Source organism: Bradyrhizobium monzae (genome assembly GCF_021458635.1).
Lineage (GTDB): Bacteria > Pseudomonadota > Alphaproteobacteria > Rhizobiales > Xanthobacteraceae > Bradyrhizobium.
In genome coordinates, this window is record NZ_JAIRDQ010000005.1 from 336569 (window position 1) to 352399 (window position 15831).

Genomic DNA, 15831 nt, shown 5'->3' on the forward strand with positions numbered 1-15831 from the left:
CAAGCCGTCCGAAATCCAGACCTCGGATGTCAGGACGATCGTGGTTCAAAAACTCGAATTCCTGCCTCGACTTGAGTCGTTGCGCGGCCTCGCTGCGGTCTCCGTCGTCGGCTACCATGCGTTCGGACGCTTCACCGACACCTATGTCACGGGCATGGCGCCGGTGGTGCTGTTCTTCGTGCTGAGTGGCTTCGTGCTGTCGCGCTCGCTGGCGCGGAATGACGACATCGCGGTATTCCTGCGTCACAGGATTCTCCGGCTGTTTCCGGCCGCCATCGCGGTCGTATTGCTGCTGGCCGCGCTGCACGAGGCATTCGGATTCTATCTGGGCTTCGGGGCCGAGTTTTCGCCCTTCAACGTGATGTTGAACGCCCTGATGATCCGGCACGACATCAATGGGCCGATGTGGTCGATGACGGTGGAGTGCTTCGCAACGCCGGTCATCATTCTGGCTTTCCTGGGCGGGCGGCGGTTGGGCTTGCGCGTCCTGATCGCGGCGATCGCGGTGCTGTTCGGGCTGTCGTTCATCGGTCCGTATGCGCACCTGCTCGGCGGCTACACGAACCTCGCGCCCTTGTATGCTTTTGTGCTTGGCGTGGCACTGCACTTCGCGGGACGCCGGCTCGTGGAACGTATCGGCGGTCGGCAGATGGTGGTGGCTGTCGTGGCCGGTGTCCTGTTCCTCTATTGCGGTCTGCAAAAGCAGACAGCGCCGATCATCTTGCTCGAAGCCTGTTCATCCGGGCTGCTGGTTGCGCTGATCGCGTTTGGGGATCGGCAGCGCGGCTTTCGCTGGTTGGATCAGCCGGTGATCGGCTTCTACGGCCGGATCTCCTACAGCTTCTATCTCTTCCACATGATCGGCTTGAGCGTCGCGGTCCGCATCAGCAGTATCGACGGCTGGCCCATGCTGTCGATGCTGATGAGCATTGTCATCGGAGTGCTGTTGACCACACCGATGGCGTGGATATCGCGGCGGTTCATCGAAGAGCCGTTCATCGCGATAAGTCGAAAATGGCGCGACCGGCGACGTGAGATTTTCACGACGACCTGACGACCTCCGCAACGGTCCGGCTTGCCTGCGCGAAGGTGCAGAGTAGTTGTCCTGGGCGAGCGGTGAGGGATGGGCGCTGCGTGGCGCTCCCTAGCGGAATCGAACCGCTCTCTCCACCGTGAAAGGGTGGCGTCCTAACCGATAGACGAAGGGAGCAAACGCAAGGCCAGGCCGCATTAGCGACAGGCCTGCTGGCCGTCCGAGTCGTGCCCGGCGGCTTGCAGCGGGCGAACGTATAGTGGCCTTTGGGCCCGTGGGCAAGCCGTCCCGGCACGCTCTTTTGGGCCCGGTGGATAGCCTGCACCGGGATCATTCGGGTGGCGATTTCAACCGTTTCTTAGGGTTCCCTGGGCTAGCGCTGGAGCGGGAGAGATTTTTCGCCAATGCCACAGCCCAAGAAGCGCGCAGCCCGCAAGCTGCTGTCGCAGCACGCCTGGATCACGCTCGAGGGCGGATTCGCGGCGCGGCATTGCCTGGTCCAGGATATCTCCGCCTCCGGCGCCAGGATCACCATGGACGAGGATGCGAGCCAGCTCCCGGGCGTGATCCGCATGGCGTTTGCGCGCGATGCCCGGACCGGGCGGAGCTGCCAGGTGGTCTGGCGTCGCGGCAAGTCGGCCGGCGTCAAGTTCCTCTGACGGCCACCGATAGCGCCTGGCCCGGGTCCGGGTTACAAGGCGGGTATGCACGCCGCCTGTCTCTTCCTGATGTCTCTCGTTACGACCTCCGCAGCTGGGGCCGAGACCTTACGCTTGCCGCCGAGCGCGCAGCCGCAGTCGGGCAAGACCCTGCCGCTGAAGGGCACCGCCGGGGCCGACAAGGCCAATGACTGCGCCTCCTATGGCCGGGGCTTCACCATGGTCAATGGGACCTGCGTGAAGATCGGCGGTGCGGTCAGCGTCGATGCCGTGACCGGGCGCTGAGGCGCGGATGTCGCCGGACCTGCTGCGGCTCGATCTCCTCGTCCCCGCGCTGATGTATTGCGCGCTGCTGTGGTGGGTCGGGCGCGGGCTGTCCCGGACCGCAAAGCTCGCCACGGCGATCGTGACGCTGGTGCTGATCGTCGTCGTCGTGCTGGTCGAACGCGGCTGGCACTAGGCCGCCACACCCAAAAACGCGACAACAACCCCATGCACAGTAGACGCCAACAGAGACGTCGAGCGCGGGCGGTTTGCGCGGCCCGCGCGATTCAGCGCGATCTCATCAGAGCTTAAGCCGCGTCAGCGGTTCACGACATCGGCGGAGCCACGTGCTGCGCAAATCCGGGTCGCTTGGCGAGCTCGGCGAGCCACCGCGTCAGGTTCGGCTGCGCCGGACGGGTGATCCCTTCAACGCCGAGCCAGCGCCGCGCATAGGCGCCGATCGCGATATCGGCCAGCGTGAACTGGTCGCCTTCCATGAAGGTCCGCGAGGCCAGATGGTGGTCGGCGATGGCCCAGACTTCGGCGGCCGCATCGGCATCCCTTTGGATCTTGACCATGTCGCGCTCGGCGGGCGGCGTGCGCACGACGCCCCAGAACACCGGACGATCGACCGGCTGCACCATCGACAGCGTCCAGTCGAGCCAGCGGTCGACGCCGGCGCGCTTCTTCGGCGGCTCCGGATAGATCGGCGTGCCGCGCCCATGCGCCATGCAGAGATAGCGCATGATCGAATTGGATTCCCACAGCGCATAATCGCCCTCGACCAGCGTCGGGATCCGCGCATTGGGATTCATCGCGAGATAGTCGGGCTCGCGGGTCTTGCCATAGGCCATGCCGGCGTCGATGCGCTCGTAGGGCAGGGAGAGCTCGGCGAGGCACCACAGCACCTTCTGCACGTTGACCGAATTGGCGCGGCCCCAGATCGTCAGTTTTTGATCCGACATGAATTCCTCCCGTGGCGCTTCTTGACGTCGCGCGGTGATAGCGGAAATCCCTGACTGAAGCGATGCGCATTGCCGTGAGCCCCTCATGCAAAAAGCCCCGCCGATGGCGGAGCCTTCATTGCAAAGTGAGCTGGCGCGACAAACGCAAGATGCGTTTGCGCGGGGATCAATGGCCGAAGAACAGCCACAACAGAATGATCACCGGAATTGGCACGCCCAGCAGCCACAGCAATATTCCTCGTCCCATTGCGTTCTCCTCCAATTGCTTTGTTGGAGAGACAACCCCAATGACGAGGACTGGTTCCTGTGGCGCGGCCGTTACCAGTGGCCGATATTCGGCATCGACGCCCACGGTTCGGCGGGCGCCTTCGGCTCGCCCTTCTGCAGGATCTCGATCGAGTGCAGATCGGGCGAGCGGACGAAGGCCATGTTGCCGTCGCGCGGCGGCCGGTTGATGGTGACGCCGGCCTTTTGCAGCTGCGCACAGGTGGCGTAGATGTCGTCGACCTCATAGGCGAGATGGCCGAAGAAGCGGTCCTCGCCATATTTCTCCTCGTCCCAATTCCAGGTGAGCTCGACCAGCGGCGCGCCGCGCGTTTGCGGCTGCTTCTTCAGCGCCTCGAGATCGTCCGCCGAGCACAGGAACACCAGCGTGAAGCGCCCCTTGTCGTTCTCGATCCGCCGCACCTCCTTCAGCCCCAGCGCATCCTGGTAAAACTTCAGCGCGACATCGAGATTGCGCACGCGCAGCATGGTGTGGAGATAACGCATGGTTGTTGCTCCCTTGAACGGATGGGGTTTTGCTTTGGGCCGGGATGGCGGGGGAGAGATAGCAGGAAAGTGGTGGGAGGGGCAGGGGGCCGGGACGTCCGCGAGGGGAAACGGCAAATGAAGCGAACGATCCAAGCGCGGACTAACGTCGTATTAGATGGTCGCTTCACTGACGATGATGGTTGAAACGACCTCCGCGGCTCCTACGACCTGAAGCAGGGCGAGCTGGCGATAACCGGCGAGGGACGAGCAACAAGCTGCAAGCCACGGCCTGCCTCCAGATCTTGGTTAGGATAGGGGGAAGTTTGGCATGCATGCTAAAGTTGCTGTAGTATTCCATATTTCGCAATGCGGGAGCAGGAATGTTTCAAATTGCCCGCCTGAAAGCGGTCACGAATGCAAATGGTCTCATGTTGCGATCGCAAACGAACGCGGTTTGAAATCCTAGAAAGAGCGAAACGGTGACAGTGCACTCAATCGATGCTGGGGCGGTCCGCAGACCGCAGAGGGGGCGAAACGGTCGCGGTGAATTTGGTGCACTGTCACCGTAGTCGAGAACACGCAAAATGAATCCGGGTGCGATTGAATCGCGATACAAATATGCGCAGGCGGTAGGCTTCTATTTTGTCATTGCCTTCGCCCACTCAGGCACTTCATTTCCGAGAACGTTTTTGTCGAACACGACACCAGACGAAGCCACGTTGTTGAAAGTGATCGCGTCAAAGAGTGTGTTGCTCTTCGCCATGAAAACCAATCGCCTAATTTTGCCCTCTGTCGGTTTGACGGTGAAGACGCGTGCTTCTCGAACAGGGGTTGGCTTCAAAATGGCAACAGGGTGCGAAATAGAGTTGCTCGGATCGGCATACCCAACCTGCGGCGTATCATCGCCGGAGAACGTCGCATAAGTGAAAGTGACGCTGTCGCAATCCAGGAAATGCGCTTCGTTGTTCTCCACCTTCGTGGCGCCGCAGAGATATAGCCAGTTGGCTTCAGGGGAGAGGCCTACAATTGAAGCGCCTGACGCAAGGTCGTTCTTTCTGACGTGCACTGGAGGTGATGTGTCATGGAAAAATTGGGTGCAGAAGCAATAGAAAGTCCGGTCTACCAAAAGCGCTCCTGTCTTGCCGGAATCGTCGGTGTAATCACCAGGGGCCACGTTCTTAAGGCTGAATGTCAAATCCATCTTCAAATCCTTTGTGCGCCGCAAAATAGAGCGTGGAGGATAACGAGCATGTGTAAAACTACAAGCTCCTCTTAAGGTTGTCCTGTGGATTGAGGTGCCGAACTATCTCAGGTCAACAAGAGAGATTTGACGCTCGTTTGCAAGCCGCTCACGATTCAAGCCGTGCCTGATGCCAAACCACGTGCATCTCATCCTAGTGCCGTCCGATCCCGACGGTCTGCGCCGCGCGCTGGCCCGTGTGCATCGAGGCTATGCCGGATCATCCAGGCGCGACGCAAGCGTACCGGCCATTTCTGAGATTACGGTGACAAGATTACGGTGACAGTGCTGTCACCGTAATTCCCAGCGGCTTCTTCATCTGCGGCATCCCGCACCGCGAGGACTTGCATCGCAACGGCAGTATGCTCGCCAGTTTCTATCGCGCGAGGGCTTAGCGTCACGAGTTGGGGAGCAGAGTTATTGCCTAGTGAAAACGTCTTTGCCGACGAGAATGTGGGGCTTTCCGTCGGATCCGACGTAGTTAAGCTTCCACCGCGTTTTTAGTACTGGGCCAACCGATCGACCAATCCAGACAGTTGTCGAATGGCAATCGGGAACGAGGATGCCATTCCAATTCACCGTGAAAGTCGTGACCACAGCTTTGGTCACGCCAGACGTCGCGTACGGGACGCCCTGGCATTCAAAGCCAGCAGCTTTGTTGACGTAGGTGCCCGTGAAGGCTCCTGAGGAAGGGTCGACTAGAAAGACGGTTAGAAGAGATCCTCTGCTGTTGACCCACGTCGAAAACGAGGGGACTTGGGCTTGGGCTGAAAACGGAAGAAGGAAGAAGAAAATCAAAGCAAGAAAGCGCTTCATGACCAATCTCCGGGTTAAGCAACCAAAGGTAGTCTATTCTCGGTTCCTTCAATTTTGCAAGCCGCGTCGGCGAGATGATCAGTTGGGGTGCCGTTTGCTTCGGCTTGAAATAGAGTACGGTGATTCAACGTCCGCTACTGGAGGGCAAGCTTATGGCGGATGAGAAGCGAAGGCTCCTCTGGCATGGCGCAGCCTTGTTTCTGATCGGTTTGCTGACGGGGCTGGTCGAGCAGCATTTCACCAATGTGAGGATGGCGTTGGCCGCTCATTTGGAAGGCGTGATGAACGGCACGTTTTTGCTGGCGGTCGGCGCCATCTGGAACGAGGTCAGACTATCGACACGAACGAAGGCAGTGGCCTATTGGGCACTGCTCATCGGGACATACGGCAATTGGATCGTAACGACGGCGGCCGCCGTGCTTGGGACAGCCGCGCTCTCGCCAATCACGGCGGTGGGGCATGAAGCTGCGCCTTGGAAGGAGGCAATGATCACCGGCGGATTCGTGTTCATCGGCTTAGCCATCGTCCTTGCAGTCATCTTGCTGATGCTCGGGTTGCGGAGCACGGCAAAGCCGGAGTGAGGTGACGTGCGGCAGTGACCCAATACGAATTACGGTGATAGTGCTGGCACCGGAATTCTGTTTGGAGTGTAGGTTGCGAACCCCTCATCTCAAGAGACAGGACGCCTCGTTGCGCTATCTTCTCAGCCCCGCTGCCCGCCGTGGTCTCGACCGCGCGAGCGGTTTAGTCCTCTGACCCCATTGCGGACTATTCCTGGCAAAAGCCCCGGCTAATCTCTGGGGCTTTTGCATTCCAGGCGGGCCTCGAAGCGGTTCGCTCAGAACTGATAATTTGCCCCGATGCGGACGACGTGGAAGTCTTCGCGAAAACTGGCCGTGTAGCGTGAAGGGGTCTCGCCAGGAAGGTTGGTGAGTCCAGCAATGGCCGTGACCGAGACGTCGCCGAGATTGACGTAGAGATACTCGGCCTTGATGGTCCACCGCGGAGCCACGCGCCACTCGCCGCCACCGCCGGCGGTCCAGCCGGTCTTCACGCTTGCCGACGAGCCGGAGAAACAGATGGCGCCCGCGGTACAGTTGAACGTAACGAAGCCAAACCCACCACCGAACGGTACCGCTGCTCCGTTAAACATATAGGTGTCGGTCCCCGAAACCCTGCCATAGGCAAAGCCGGCGGTGCCGAACAACAGCAGATCTTTGTGAGGCAGAAAGCCCAATCTTGCGCGGACCGTGCCCCACCATTCAATGGCTTGTTCGGCGTTGACGGTCTGGGTGAACCCGCCCAATAGAGTGCTTAAAACGCTGGTGCCGCTGCCCGCACCCTTGATGCCGGAGCCGCTGAAATCCGTCTCGAGTCCGATCAGCCAGCGCGGGTCAACTTGCCAATTATAGCCTAATTCGACGCCGCCTGTGACGCCGCTGGAGTTGATGCCATGTGAGGCGACGGCTTGCTGATCTGGAAACCCGAGCAGGCCGGCAAGGAGCACCGCACTGGTCGTGTCATTGCCCGCATAGGTGGCTCTCGGATCGCCCCAGCCGCCGCCGATGTTGCCGCCGACGTAGAAGCCGGTCCAGCTCGAAGCAGGCGCGATGACGGGCGCTTTGGTGTAGGTCTTCGGCGAAAGGTCGGCGGCGTTCGCAATAGTCGCCAGAACGAGCGATGCGGCGCAACCTAACAACAACGACTTCATGAAATGTCCCCAGTCCAAAAAACTCCCCGCGGGCGCGCCTTGATTCCAGATGAATCTAGTGTGTTTTTGACGGGAAGGATGTAGTTCCGCTGCCACAGCGCCGTGGATTCGGGCGAATACCAGAGAATTGCGGTGACGGTGCTGAACTGTCGCCGGAATCTCGGACGTCAATCCGGTGGGAGCGATTCCCCTGTGGCCATCCTTCGAGACGCCCGCCGCTGGCCCTCAGGATGAGGACTGAGTGTGAACCGGGATGCCGCGCGACGCGACGAATGCCTGCAAACGAGGTCTTTCGCCGTGGGCTGGTTCAAACGATATCTGGTTGGCTGCCTGATCGCGGTGGTCGTCTTCGCCGGCTTCCATAGCTACAGGCACCCGGGCGGGGACAACCATTTGGCGACGATCCTGGTCGCGTCTGCGGGCTGGCCTGTCTTCACCGCATTCGTCGTGGGAGGCGTCGTCGGCGACGCGGTACACGCCATGAAGTCCGGCAAGGCAGGATGAGCCGCCATGCTTGACGCCTTGCTCGGCTTCATCTTCGACATCGTCCTGAGCGCAGTCGGGACCATCATCGCCAAATTGTGCGGCGTGGAAGATGCCGCCGAGTTCGCGCCTGTTGTCATCGGCCTCGGCTTGATCGCGATCGGCTTTGCGGCGGCCGTGTGGGGTCACTAAACGCGGGGATGCCGTGAAGGCGATCACACGGCTCGCGGTAGCGGCCATGCTGCTGGTGGAGGTCTTCGGGCCTGCAGGCTCGTCAGCTGTAGGCTTGAGACAGGACGATCCAGATGCCGTAGGAGGCGCCAAGCAGGCCGAGCAACCCGCTCACCATCACGTAGAGGTCGATGCCGAAGGTGCGGCGCATGATCGCCTTGTGCGCGGCCCTATGGTTTTTCCAATCCCTTCTGGTGCCATGTGATCTGGCTGACATGGTCGAGCACTCCGGACTCCCATCATGGAGCCCGAGCCTAACGCGGATTGCCCGGTTCGTGTGTGAAGCGGGTCACGCTGCCATCGCATTTGCGCATCTTCATCGCCGCGTCGCCCGTCGCGTTGATCCAGCATTGTCGCAAGCGTGACGGAGCTCACGGCGTTTGCATCCCTGTTGCCGCACGCTCCAGCGCATGGAGGGTGTCATGCGATACGCCACAACAACCCTGCTCATTCTTGCCGGCCTTCAGGCGCTGCGCAGCGAATTCACGGCAGCGCTGTTCTTTCTTGTTCTGGCGCTTGGCGGGCATGTTGGCGCGAACATGCTGCGGAGGTCGTGATGGACTTCTCCATCACCGCCTTGTTCGAGCTTGCGGTCGAGCTGTTCTCTTCCCTGAGGGATAGACTGAAAAAAGCGTCCCGTGCTCGTGAGGCCGAGCGTGCCGCAGGTAGCGCCGCACTAGCAACGCGAAAACCGCCCATGGCAGGGCCACGGGCGGCTTGCGACAATTGTGGTTCGCACTCATTTGGTGGCCGCATCTGCCGGGAACAGGTTAGTCGTCAGCGCGTACCGATGCGTTGATGTCGCGGGCAGAAACCGGAAAAATGCTCCGCGTCCGACATCCCCATTGCGTCCGGTTGTCACCCGGCAGTGCAGGGGACAACGCGGCTCTGCTCTCCTCGTTTCTAAATATGTTTGCCGCGCGCCTTGTGGGGGAACGCGGCCGGCCCACTCGCCGCCTGCAATTACGCTGCGATCCGCTGCGCGACGGGCGCCGCCGTCGTCAGGAGCTTCAGCACTTCGGCATGCTCGAGGTCGGGAACCGCGATCGCCGTATGGCTGTAGGTCGCGTGCGTCCGCGACTTTGCGATTCTGTCCAGGATCTCTTTGCCCTTGATGACGTGAAGGCCCATGCCGTCTCCGGACGGGAAAATCGCCAGCACCACGTCATAAGCGCCGATCACGGCCCTGAGCGCTTCGGCCTTGTCTTCGGCAACATCGACAAACACACGAACATCGGCTGCGAGTTCACGCAGCTCGTCAAAATCCAGCACTGTGGGTACTCCAACGCAACGATACTGAATGGAGAGTGGATGCGTTGGGTTACCAGAGTCTGAACAATGTCTGTCGAGTCACAAGTTTCACGACGAGGTGGGAAGAACCCTCACGCGAGGAGCTCAGGCTAAGTCACTTGGCTAAGTTACTTGGCGTAGCCCTGGGAACGGAGCCAGGCGATCTTGCGGTCGCCGTTGATCCAGTCGTCGGCATCTGCCTTGCTGGTGAAGCCGGTGATCTGGCGCTGCTCGTGGTCGGGGTAATCAGCCAGGATTTTCCATTCGGTGTCTGAAATCCGGGCGGTTTTGAAGGTCACTTTTGTTTTTGCCATGCAGCATTATGCAGGAGTTGTTCCCAAAAGAGAACCATTATTGCTGTTGTCGCGCGGTGACGGTCTCGGCCGGGTGCAATCCTCGGAATCGTCTACACGGCCTCCCGCCAGCGCATCGGAAGCACGCCGTCCTCTCTGAAACTGCCGAGGAAGGCGAAGCGATCGGCGTGTGGGTTGCGTCGAGCTTCGACGGTGTTGCCGAGGATCTGCACGACATCGTGCGCATCATAGGCCGGCCAGGACGGCAGGCCGGGCCCGTTGGGATCGCCTGATGTCGCGAAGTTCACCCAATAGCTCATTATCGTCTCCGAGAGGGCGCGGTCGGCTTCCGCCGGCGGCGTGGTGCTGCCGATCACCCGCTGCGACGTCAGCGTTCCGAACACGAAGGGGATCTCGGTGACGTGCGAGGCGATCGGCGTGTAAGGCGAGGTGTAATTGAAGTGATAGCCGTAGACGGGCGCGCGCGTGCTGCTCTGGTGCAGCCGCAGCCACTGCCAGCATTGCTCGCCAACGACCATGTCGCCGGTGAGCGCGGCGGCAGATGCCCTGGCCTGCGCGTCGGTTTTGGCGGGATAGAGTTTTTGGAATTCCGCCAGCCGCTCCTCGCCGAACATGGTTTCGGCCGCAGCACGAAAGGCTTGCGCCGATTGATGGGGCAGGGATTGCGACATGAAGGGGAATCCTTCCGCGCTGTTCCAGCCGGCCAGCAGGGGGATGTGCATCTGTTCGCCACGCGGGTAGCGGCGCGCGGGCACGTCAGGCACGACGTAACGATCGATACTCGCCGAGAACGCCTGGGTGACGTGGTCGCGCTCAAAACTCCAGGGGGCTGCCGCATTCAACTGCTCGGCAGGCATCGCGCGCAGAGCTGCGATCGAGGCATCACCCTGCCGGCGCGCGAAGGCCACGCCGCGCGCGCGAGCCTCGTCGAAAGCTTGCAGCGACCCGTGCCGGCCGTCCCAGAAGGCGCCGCTCTCGCCGATGGCTTTGTGGAACAGCCCGCGTGCAAGCGGCGACGCCATCAAGATGCCGACGGCCATGGCGCCGGCGGATTCGCCAAACAGGGTGACGTTGTCGGGATCACCGCCAAGGGCGGCGATGTTGGATTGCACCCAGCGCAGCGCGGCGAGTTGATCCTGCAGGCCGTAATTGCCCGACGGCGCTTCGGCATCGAGCTCGGGATGGGCGAGAAAGCCGAGAAGGCCGAGGCGGTAGTTGAAGCTCACGACGACGACACCCTTGGCCGCCAAGAAGCTTCCGTCGATGGCGGGATCGGCCGACGAGCCGAACTGAAAACCGCCGCCGTGAATCCACACCATCACGGGCCGCTTCTCGTCCGCTGCTTTTGCAGCGGTCCAGACGTTGAGCGTGAGGCAATCCTCACTGCGCGGTCCCGGCCTCGGATCATTTGCGAGCGATGAGAGGGAGCCCGCGCCAAAGGCCAGCGCATCGCGCACGCCGTGCCACGGCGCCGGCGCTTGCGGCGCGCACCAGCGCAATGGCCCGACCGGAGGTGCTGCGTAGGGAATGCCTTTGAATGCGAGCACGCCGCTTGTGTCTCGGGGCTGACCGCGCACTTCGCCCGCTTGCGTGCGCACCTGTCGGTCCAGCTGGGCGGCTTTGGTCGTCATCGAGCCGTGCACGGTCGCATCTCCTTGCATTGAGGCGAGGCGAGATCTATCGACTTTCGCGCTGGATGAATTTATTCATAACCGCAATCAATCGCTAAAAACCGTCAATGGCCCGACAGAAGCTTCATTATCCCTGGCTCGACCTGGACGTGGACGACGCCTCCGCGCCGGTCATTGCCGTGCGCGTCGATGCCGACGGCACCAAAGGCGAGGTGCCCGACCACAGGCATCGTAAGGGACAGCTCGTGGTGTCGCTCGGAGGCGGCGTGACCTGTCGCGTTCCTGATGGCCTGTGGATGGTACCGCCGCATTGCGCGGTCTGGATTCCCAGCGACATGGCGCACAGCAATCGCGCGACTGCCAATGCAAATCTGTTCTTCGTCTATATCGAGGCGGAGCTGGTCGATCTGCCGGATCGCTGCTGCACCATCTCGATCTCGCCATTGCTGCGCGAATTGATCGTCGAGCTGTGCGACGGCGCGCAGCACGACGAGGTGAGGCGGGAGCGTCTGATCGGCGTGCTGCTCGGCGAGTTGCCGCGCATGCCCGTGCAGCAATTGCATCTGCCGCTCTCGCGCGAGCCGCGATTGAAGCGCATCGCTGCAGCATTGGCGGATAATCCCGCGGACCGTCGCACGCTGGCGCAATGGGCCGATCACGTTGCGCTCAGCGAGAGCAGTCTCGCGCGTCTCGTTGCGAAGGAGACGGGGCTGACGTTCGGACGCTGGCGCCAGCAACTGCATCTGATCGTCGCGATCAGGGAGCTTGCTGCGGGCGCGAGCGTGCAGCAGGTGTCGGCCGATCTCGGCTATGAATCGGTCACGGCCTTCATCACGATGTTCAGGAAGGCACTTGGAAAGTCGCCAGCCAAATACCTCGGCAGTGTGTCTGAGAAGACCTAGTCGCGCGCGAGCGCGGATGCGTCCGCAAGCTTGGCGAACTCCCTAGGGATGCTGTGGAATTCGATTTGTCGTCGCTGCAGACGCCATTATCCGGCGGAAACATTGCGGAACCCAGCGAGAACTGCTGCTTGCGTTTTCGGCCTCAATGGGTTCTAAGCCCGGCTGCTTCGTGGCCGACAGGCATGAACAGACGCGCGGCCCGCGTAGTTTTACCGCTTCCCGGACAAAGCTACGTCGCAGTTCGCGCGCACCCAATTCAGAGGAAGTCCAGACATGGCGAAGATGACCAAGACCCAATTGATCGATGCAATTGCGGAAGGCACGCAGCTTGCGAAGAACGACGTGAAGTCGGTCATCGAATACATGGCGACCGTCGGCTACAAGGAGCTCAACGAGTCCGGTGAGTTCGTCATTCCCGGTTTCGTGAAGATGTCGGTCGTCAACAAGCCTGCGACCGAAGCCCGCATGGGCGTCAATCCCTTCACCAAGGAACCGATGCAGTTTGCTGCGAAGCCGGCGAGCAAGTCGGTCAAGGCCTCGCCGCTCAAGGTGGCCAAGGACTCGGTCTGATCCGGCGCCGGTGCGCCGTCTGCGTGCGCCTTGAGCGGCGCGCGGACCGGCGGCGTGACGTGGACAAAAAGGGGAAAACCCCGCCTGGGGGAAGCGGGGTTTTCTGGTGGGGGTGAAGCCTGGGGGAAGCTTCATTTATGAGACGCGCCAGCGCTGAAAAAGTTCATCGCGCCAAGACAATTGCGCGGCGATCCCGCAACTCATCCCCGCAACTCATCACCACCTGAATATCGAAAAGAAAAACCCCGCGCTTGCGCACGGGGCTCTCTTGCTGACGGCATTGGGATTTCAGCGCCTGGCCGTCAGCCGTCTCAATCTCAAGATCACGTCTAACTTAAGGTTGAAAATCCAAAAAGCAACAGCGCCGCGGTGACGGAATATGTTCGTCGATCGCGGCGCCGGCATCCGACTGGGCGCTGAAATCCCCAGCCTTCATGGGTCTGCGACGCGCCGAAAAGGTTCAACGCGACATCACAGGAAATTTCGCGCGGGGGCTGGACTTCTTGTTCTCATTTTGTTCCAGTGCGCCACCTGCTTTGGAGGTGACGCATGACCGTCGAGAAACAGCGCGAAGTGATCCGGCTCTGGAACCAGCTCAGGAAGGTCGAGGGCCCGGCCGCAGAAGAACTCCGCATCCAGATCCTGGAATGCTTCTCGGAGAAGGGCAGCTCCGCGAACGACCACGCGAAACGCGCGGCGTGAGTGGTCTCGGCTTAAGCGGTTTTGGCTTGAGGCGATGACGACCTGATGTGACTTCCGTTCGCTTCATCGATCGTTAGGGAACGCGTCGCGCTGGTTTGCCCGCCTCCGATTCGTTCATCGAGAACGAAATGGAGTCGGATGGAGAACAGGTCGCGTGTGTCCGCTCATTTGCGTGCAAACGACTTCTTAAGAATTGGACGGCGCTGATTTCGTCGATTCCGATTCGTTCCTTGTGAACGAAACGGAGGCGAAGCTGGAACAAAGAAGGTCGCTGCAGGGCAATACACGGCCCGTCGCCGTCTCGACGCTCCCCGCACGCCGCGCTATCGTCGCAGGCCAAGGCGGGCACCTCCATGAAGAACGGGCTGTACTCCGTCCACATCCACATGCTCGACGGCGTGAAGGGCCGCGACAGCGGCGTGTTGATCTTGCGCGATGGCGTGCTGCTCGGCGGCGGACCGTATTTCTGGTCGCGCGGCTCCTACACGTTCGGCAACGGCACCTGGAAGGGTGAGCTTGCCACCAACCAGCATTCGCCGTTCGCCGATCCGCTTGTCCGGCCGCTCTTCGCCGGCGCGGAAGCGACCAGCGGCTTCTCCGGCACGTTCAGCGAGGAGGGGGCCGAGGTGTATGGCACCGTGCTGGTCGCCGGCCATCGCAGCCTCGGCTTTCGCGCGTCGCTGAAGTGGCTGGCCGAGGTCTGAGGCGCGTCGTCGTCTCCTAACGAAAGGTTGCAGCGATTGCGATAACCCTATTCGGTTAGGTTAAAAGCCCGATTGCGTTGCGCTTCCCGCGCGTTGGGATAGGTGTCTGGCAAAGGCACCAAGAAAACCGATTTTTGCCATGACACCTTTTTTAGAACCGTCATTTTATCAGGGCGACCGCCAGACCTATCGCCGGGTCGCCGTCGTCGGCACGCTGTTCTGTCTCGCCTTCGTGGTGATCAGCTTTTCGCTGCGGCCGCAGGACGAGGACACGCGCGTCGCGGTCAAGGCCGACCGGCTGGTGCGCACCGCGGGACAGCCTCCGCAGGCCCATTAGGCAGTGCAGGCGAACTAGCGCTTGTTGCCATAGACCTCGTCGTCGGCGGAGTCCTGCCGGCATGCGGCGCCGCGGGTCGCAAGCGCCACGAAGCCGGCAAAGCCGGACAAGTTGAGCAATACTTCGAGCCAGGCAGGCATGACGAGCCTCTCCTCTTGCGGGAAGACTACCTCAACGTGTGCGCGGCGCGCTTGTTCCCGCCTTGCCAGAAGACTTGCTGGGAAGAGCATTTTGTCTTCCGGAACTGAAAAACCCCGCCAGCACCGCGGAGATGCTGACGGGGTCTTCGTGCTGTTGCCTCGACCCGGATGGCGGAGGCTCCCGCACTTGCAGGTTCAATCTGCACGTCTCGATATCGTTCCCTTCGCGACGAGATTTTTTTCGCGGTGCTCGGTTCCACGAACAGCGAACCATCCCGGATAGTCCGCGTTGTCCCTGCGAGATGCGAAGGAGGAGATCATGAAGAAGACAATCGCAGTTCTTGCCACCGTCGCGGCGGTCGGCGTGACCGCGCTTGCGGCCCCTGCGCCTGCCGAGGCGCGCGGCATTGGCCCGGGCGTCGCGTTCGGTCTGGCCGCCGGCGCGATCACCGCGGGCGCGATCGCTGCATCCCATCCCTATGGTTACGGCTATGGCCCCGGCTACGGCTATTACGGCGGCCCCGCCTATTACAGCCCTGGCCCGTACGCCTATTACGGCGATGGACCGTATTATCGCCATCGCCACTACTACCGCCACTGGTAACGGCTGAAGAATCGAAAAGCCCGGAGCGACGCTCCGGGCTTTTTTCGTGTGCGCCGGGCCTGCGCAATCTTACGGCCAGAGCGAGGGCCGTTCCACCTTGCGGGCGTTCTCGAGCGTCGAGACAAAATATTCCTCGCGCTCGCGTTTGAACTTTTCCTGCGTGGCACGGAAGGCGGCGACACGGGCGGCAATCTCTTCGCGTTCGCGGATCTTGCGTTGTTCGTCTTCGGTCATGTCAAACCCCCACTTGAGTATGTGTGCACGTCTGCACTCAAGCACTGCCGCCGCAATCACGTTGAGTCGCGTTAACACATGCATTGGCGCTTCTGATTGGGGCGTCAATGGGGAGGAGGCATTGCAGGATTGTGATAAGCGGCGGTCGGAAAAAATTGCGGCCCCATCGCCGCTCACGACTTGCGCGGCGGTGGATAACAGCGTCAACAATCTTGTCGCTTGCGGATGTTGCGGTTAGCGCGACGGCA

Annotated in this window: 24 protein-coding genes and 1 tRNA gene; 14 read left to right on the top strand and 11 right to left on the bottom strand. The window is 61.2% G+C overall.

Annotated features, from left to right (window positions below):
• Positions 1–79 precede the first annotated feature (79 nt).
• Positions 80–1054: an acyltransferase family protein gene (locus K3F49_RS20885; protein ID WP_234682828.1), complete on the top strand. Its 975-nt coding sequence runs from the start codon at positions 80–82 to the stop codon at positions 1052–1054.
• Between the two features lie 81 nt (positions 1055–1135).
• On the opposite strand, the gene K3F49_RS20890 is transcribed toward K3F49_RS20885, so the two are convergent.
• A tRNA-Glu gene (locus K3F49_RS20890) sits at positions 1136–1210 on the bottom strand.
• A 227-nt stretch (positions 1211–1437) separates the two neighbouring features.
• On the opposite strand from K3F49_RS20890, the gene K3F49_RS20895 reads away from it, so the two are divergent.
• The 3 genes from K3F49_RS20895 to K3F49_RS20905 are packed head-to-tail and all read left to right on the top strand — an operon-like array spanning position 1438 to position 2152.
• Positions 1438–1692, top strand: a complete 255-nt coding sequence (locus tag K3F49_RS20895) for a PilZ domain-containing protein (protein WP_234682829.1) — start codon at positions 1438–1440, stop codon at positions 1690–1692.
• A 45-nt stretch (positions 1693–1737) separates the two neighbouring features.
• Entirely contained in the window at positions 1738–1977 is a 240-nt protein-coding gene (locus K3F49_RS20900) for a hypothetical protein (protein WP_234682830.1), read from the top strand.
• A 7-nt stretch (positions 1978–1984) separates the two neighbouring features.
• Positions 1985–2152, top strand: a complete 168-nt coding sequence (locus K3F49_RS20905; RefSeq protein WP_234682831.1) for a hypothetical protein — start codon at positions 1985–1987, stop codon at positions 2150–2152.
• A gap of 130 nt (positions 2153–2282) precedes the next feature.
• Here K3F49_RS20905 and K3F49_RS20910 read toward each other — a convergent pair whose 3' ends face one another.
• The 4 genes from K3F49_RS20910 to K3F49_RS20925 form a co-directional block, all read right to left on the bottom strand.
• Complete coding sequence (locus tag K3F49_RS20910) at positions 2283–2921, bottom strand: glutathione S-transferase family protein (RefSeq protein WP_234682832.1); 639 nt, start codon at positions 2919–2921, stop codon at positions 2283–2285.
• 318 nt (positions 2922–3239) lie between these two features.
• Positions 3240–3692: a VOC family protein gene (locus K3F49_RS20915; RefSeq protein WP_234682833.1), complete on the bottom strand. Its 453-nt coding sequence runs from the start codon at positions 3690–3692 to the stop codon at positions 3240–3242.
• A gap of 619 nt (positions 3693–4311) precedes the next feature.
• Positions 4312–4875 carry a hypothetical protein gene (locus K3F49_RS20920; protein ID WP_234682834.1) on the bottom strand — a complete coding sequence of 188 codons (564 nt, stop codon included), beginning with the start codon at positions 4873–4875 and terminating at the stop codon, positions 4312–4314.
• A gap of 456 nt (positions 4876–5331) precedes the next feature.
• The gene (locus K3F49_RS20925) at positions 5332–5730 is read right to left on the bottom strand and encodes an avidin/streptavidin family protein (protein ID WP_234682835.1); all 399 of its coding nucleotides are present in this window, start codon (positions 5728–5730) and stop codon (positions 5332–5334) included.
• A gap of 152 nt (positions 5731–5882) precedes the next feature.
• Between K3F49_RS20925 and K3F49_RS20930 the strand changes: the two genes are divergently transcribed.
• Positions 5883–6311 (top strand): hydrogenase, encoded by a 429-nt coding sequence (locus tag K3F49_RS20930; RefSeq protein ID WP_234682836.1) that lies wholly within the window; start codon positions 5883–5885, stop codon positions 6309–6311.
• A 257-nt stretch (positions 6312–6568) separates the two neighbouring features.
• Here K3F49_RS20930 and K3F49_RS20935 read toward each other — a convergent pair whose 3' ends face one another.
• Positions 6569–7441, bottom strand: a complete 873-nt coding sequence (locus tag K3F49_RS20935) for an outer membrane protein (RefSeq protein WP_234682837.1) — start codon at positions 7439–7441, stop codon at positions 6569–6571.
• Between the two features lie 243 nt (positions 7442–7684).
• Here K3F49_RS20935 and K3F49_RS20940 point away from each other — a divergent pair, with 243 nt between their 5' ends.
• The 3 genes from K3F49_RS20940 to K3F49_RS39210 all read left to right on the top strand — a co-directional run bounded on the left by K3F49_RS20940 (position 7685) and on the right by K3F49_RS39210 (position 8712).
• Positions 7685–7945 (top strand): hypothetical protein, encoded by a 261-nt coding sequence (locus K3F49_RS20940; RefSeq protein ID WP_234682838.1) that lies wholly within the window; start codon positions 7685–7687, stop codon positions 7943–7945.
• 6 nt (positions 7946–7951) lie between these two features.
• Positions 7952–8116, top strand: a complete 165-nt coding sequence (locus K3F49_RS20945) for a hypothetical protein (protein WP_234682839.1) — start codon at positions 7952–7954, stop codon at positions 8114–8116.
• A 461-nt stretch (positions 8117–8577) separates the two neighbouring features.
• Positions 8578–8712 carry a hypothetical protein gene (locus tag K3F49_RS39210; RefSeq protein ID WP_276575403.1) on the top strand — a complete coding sequence of 45 codons (135 nt, stop codon included), beginning with the start codon at positions 8578–8580 and terminating at the stop codon, positions 8710–8712.
• Between the two features lie 406 nt (positions 8713–9118).
• Here K3F49_RS39210 and K3F49_RS20950 read toward each other — a convergent pair whose 3' ends face one another.
• The 3 genes from K3F49_RS20950 to K3F49_RS20960 all read right to left on the bottom strand — a co-directional run bounded on the left by K3F49_RS20950 (position 9119) and on the right by K3F49_RS20960 (position 11306).
• Positions 9119–9427, bottom strand: a complete 309-nt coding sequence (locus tag K3F49_RS20950) for a hypothetical protein (protein WP_234682840.1) — start codon at positions 9425–9427, stop codon at positions 9119–9121.
• A gap of 146 nt (positions 9428–9573) precedes the next feature.
• Positions 9574–9759: a hypothetical protein gene (locus tag K3F49_RS20955; RefSeq protein WP_234682841.1), complete on the bottom strand. Its 186-nt coding sequence runs from the start codon at positions 9757–9759 to the stop codon at positions 9574–9576.
• 92 nt (positions 9760–9851) lie between these two features.
• A complete protein-coding gene (locus tag K3F49_RS20960; protein ID WP_234682842.1) occupies positions 9852–11306 on the bottom strand; it encodes a carboxylesterase family protein in 1455 nt (484 codons plus the stop codon).
• Positions 11307–11497: 191 nt separating this feature from the next.
• Between K3F49_RS20960 and K3F49_RS20965 the strand changes: the two genes are divergently transcribed.
• The 5 genes from K3F49_RS20965 (at position 11498) to K3F49_RS20985 (ending at position 14605) form a co-directional block, all read left to right on the top strand.
• Positions 11498–12292: an AraC family transcriptional regulator gene (locus K3F49_RS20965; RefSeq protein ID WP_234682843.1), complete on the top strand. Its 795-nt coding sequence runs from the start codon at positions 11498–11500 to the stop codon at positions 12290–12292.
• A 273-nt stretch (positions 12293–12565) separates the two neighbouring features.
• The gene (locus tag K3F49_RS20970; protein WP_027531020.1) at positions 12566–12862 is read left to right on the top strand and encodes an HU family DNA-binding protein; all 297 of its coding nucleotides are present in this window, start codon (positions 12566–12568) and stop codon (positions 12860–12862) included.
• 549 nt (positions 12863–13411) lie between these two features.
• The gene (locus K3F49_RS20975; protein ID WP_234682844.1) at positions 13412–13564 is read left to right on the top strand and encodes a hypothetical protein; all 153 of its coding nucleotides are present in this window, start codon (positions 13412–13414) and stop codon (positions 13562–13564) included.
• Between the two features lie 353 nt (positions 13565–13917).
• Positions 13918–14268, top strand: coding sequence for a GrlR family regulatory protein (locus K3F49_RS20980; RefSeq protein ID WP_234682845.1), 351 nt, complete (start codon positions 13918–13920; stop codon positions 14266–14268).
• 139 nt (positions 14269–14407) lie between these two features.
• Positions 14408–14605, top strand: coding sequence for a hypothetical protein (locus K3F49_RS20985; protein ID WP_234682846.1), 198 nt, complete (start codon positions 14408–14410; stop codon positions 14603–14605).
• Between the two features lie 14 nt (positions 14606–14619).
• Here the strand turns inward: K3F49_RS20985 and K3F49_RS39215 are convergent, their stop codons facing one another.
• A complete protein-coding gene (locus K3F49_RS39215) occupies positions 14620–14745 on the bottom strand; it encodes a hypothetical protein (protein ID WP_276575404.1) in 126 nt (41 codons plus the stop codon).
• A 319-nt stretch (positions 14746–15064) separates the two neighbouring features.
• Between K3F49_RS39215 and K3F49_RS20990 the strand changes: the two genes are divergently transcribed.
• The gene (locus tag K3F49_RS20990) at positions 15065–15349 is read left to right on the top strand and encodes a hypothetical protein (protein ID WP_234682847.1); all 285 of its coding nucleotides are present in this window, start codon (positions 15065–15067) and stop codon (positions 15347–15349) included.
• 69 nt (positions 15350–15418) lie between these two features.
• Here K3F49_RS20990 and K3F49_RS20995 read toward each other — a convergent pair whose 3' ends face one another.
• Positions 15419–15790, bottom strand: coding sequence for a hypothetical protein (locus K3F49_RS20995; RefSeq protein WP_234682848.1), 372 nt, complete (start codon positions 15788–15790; stop codon positions 15419–15421).
• Positions 15791–15831: the final 41 nt, after the last annotated feature.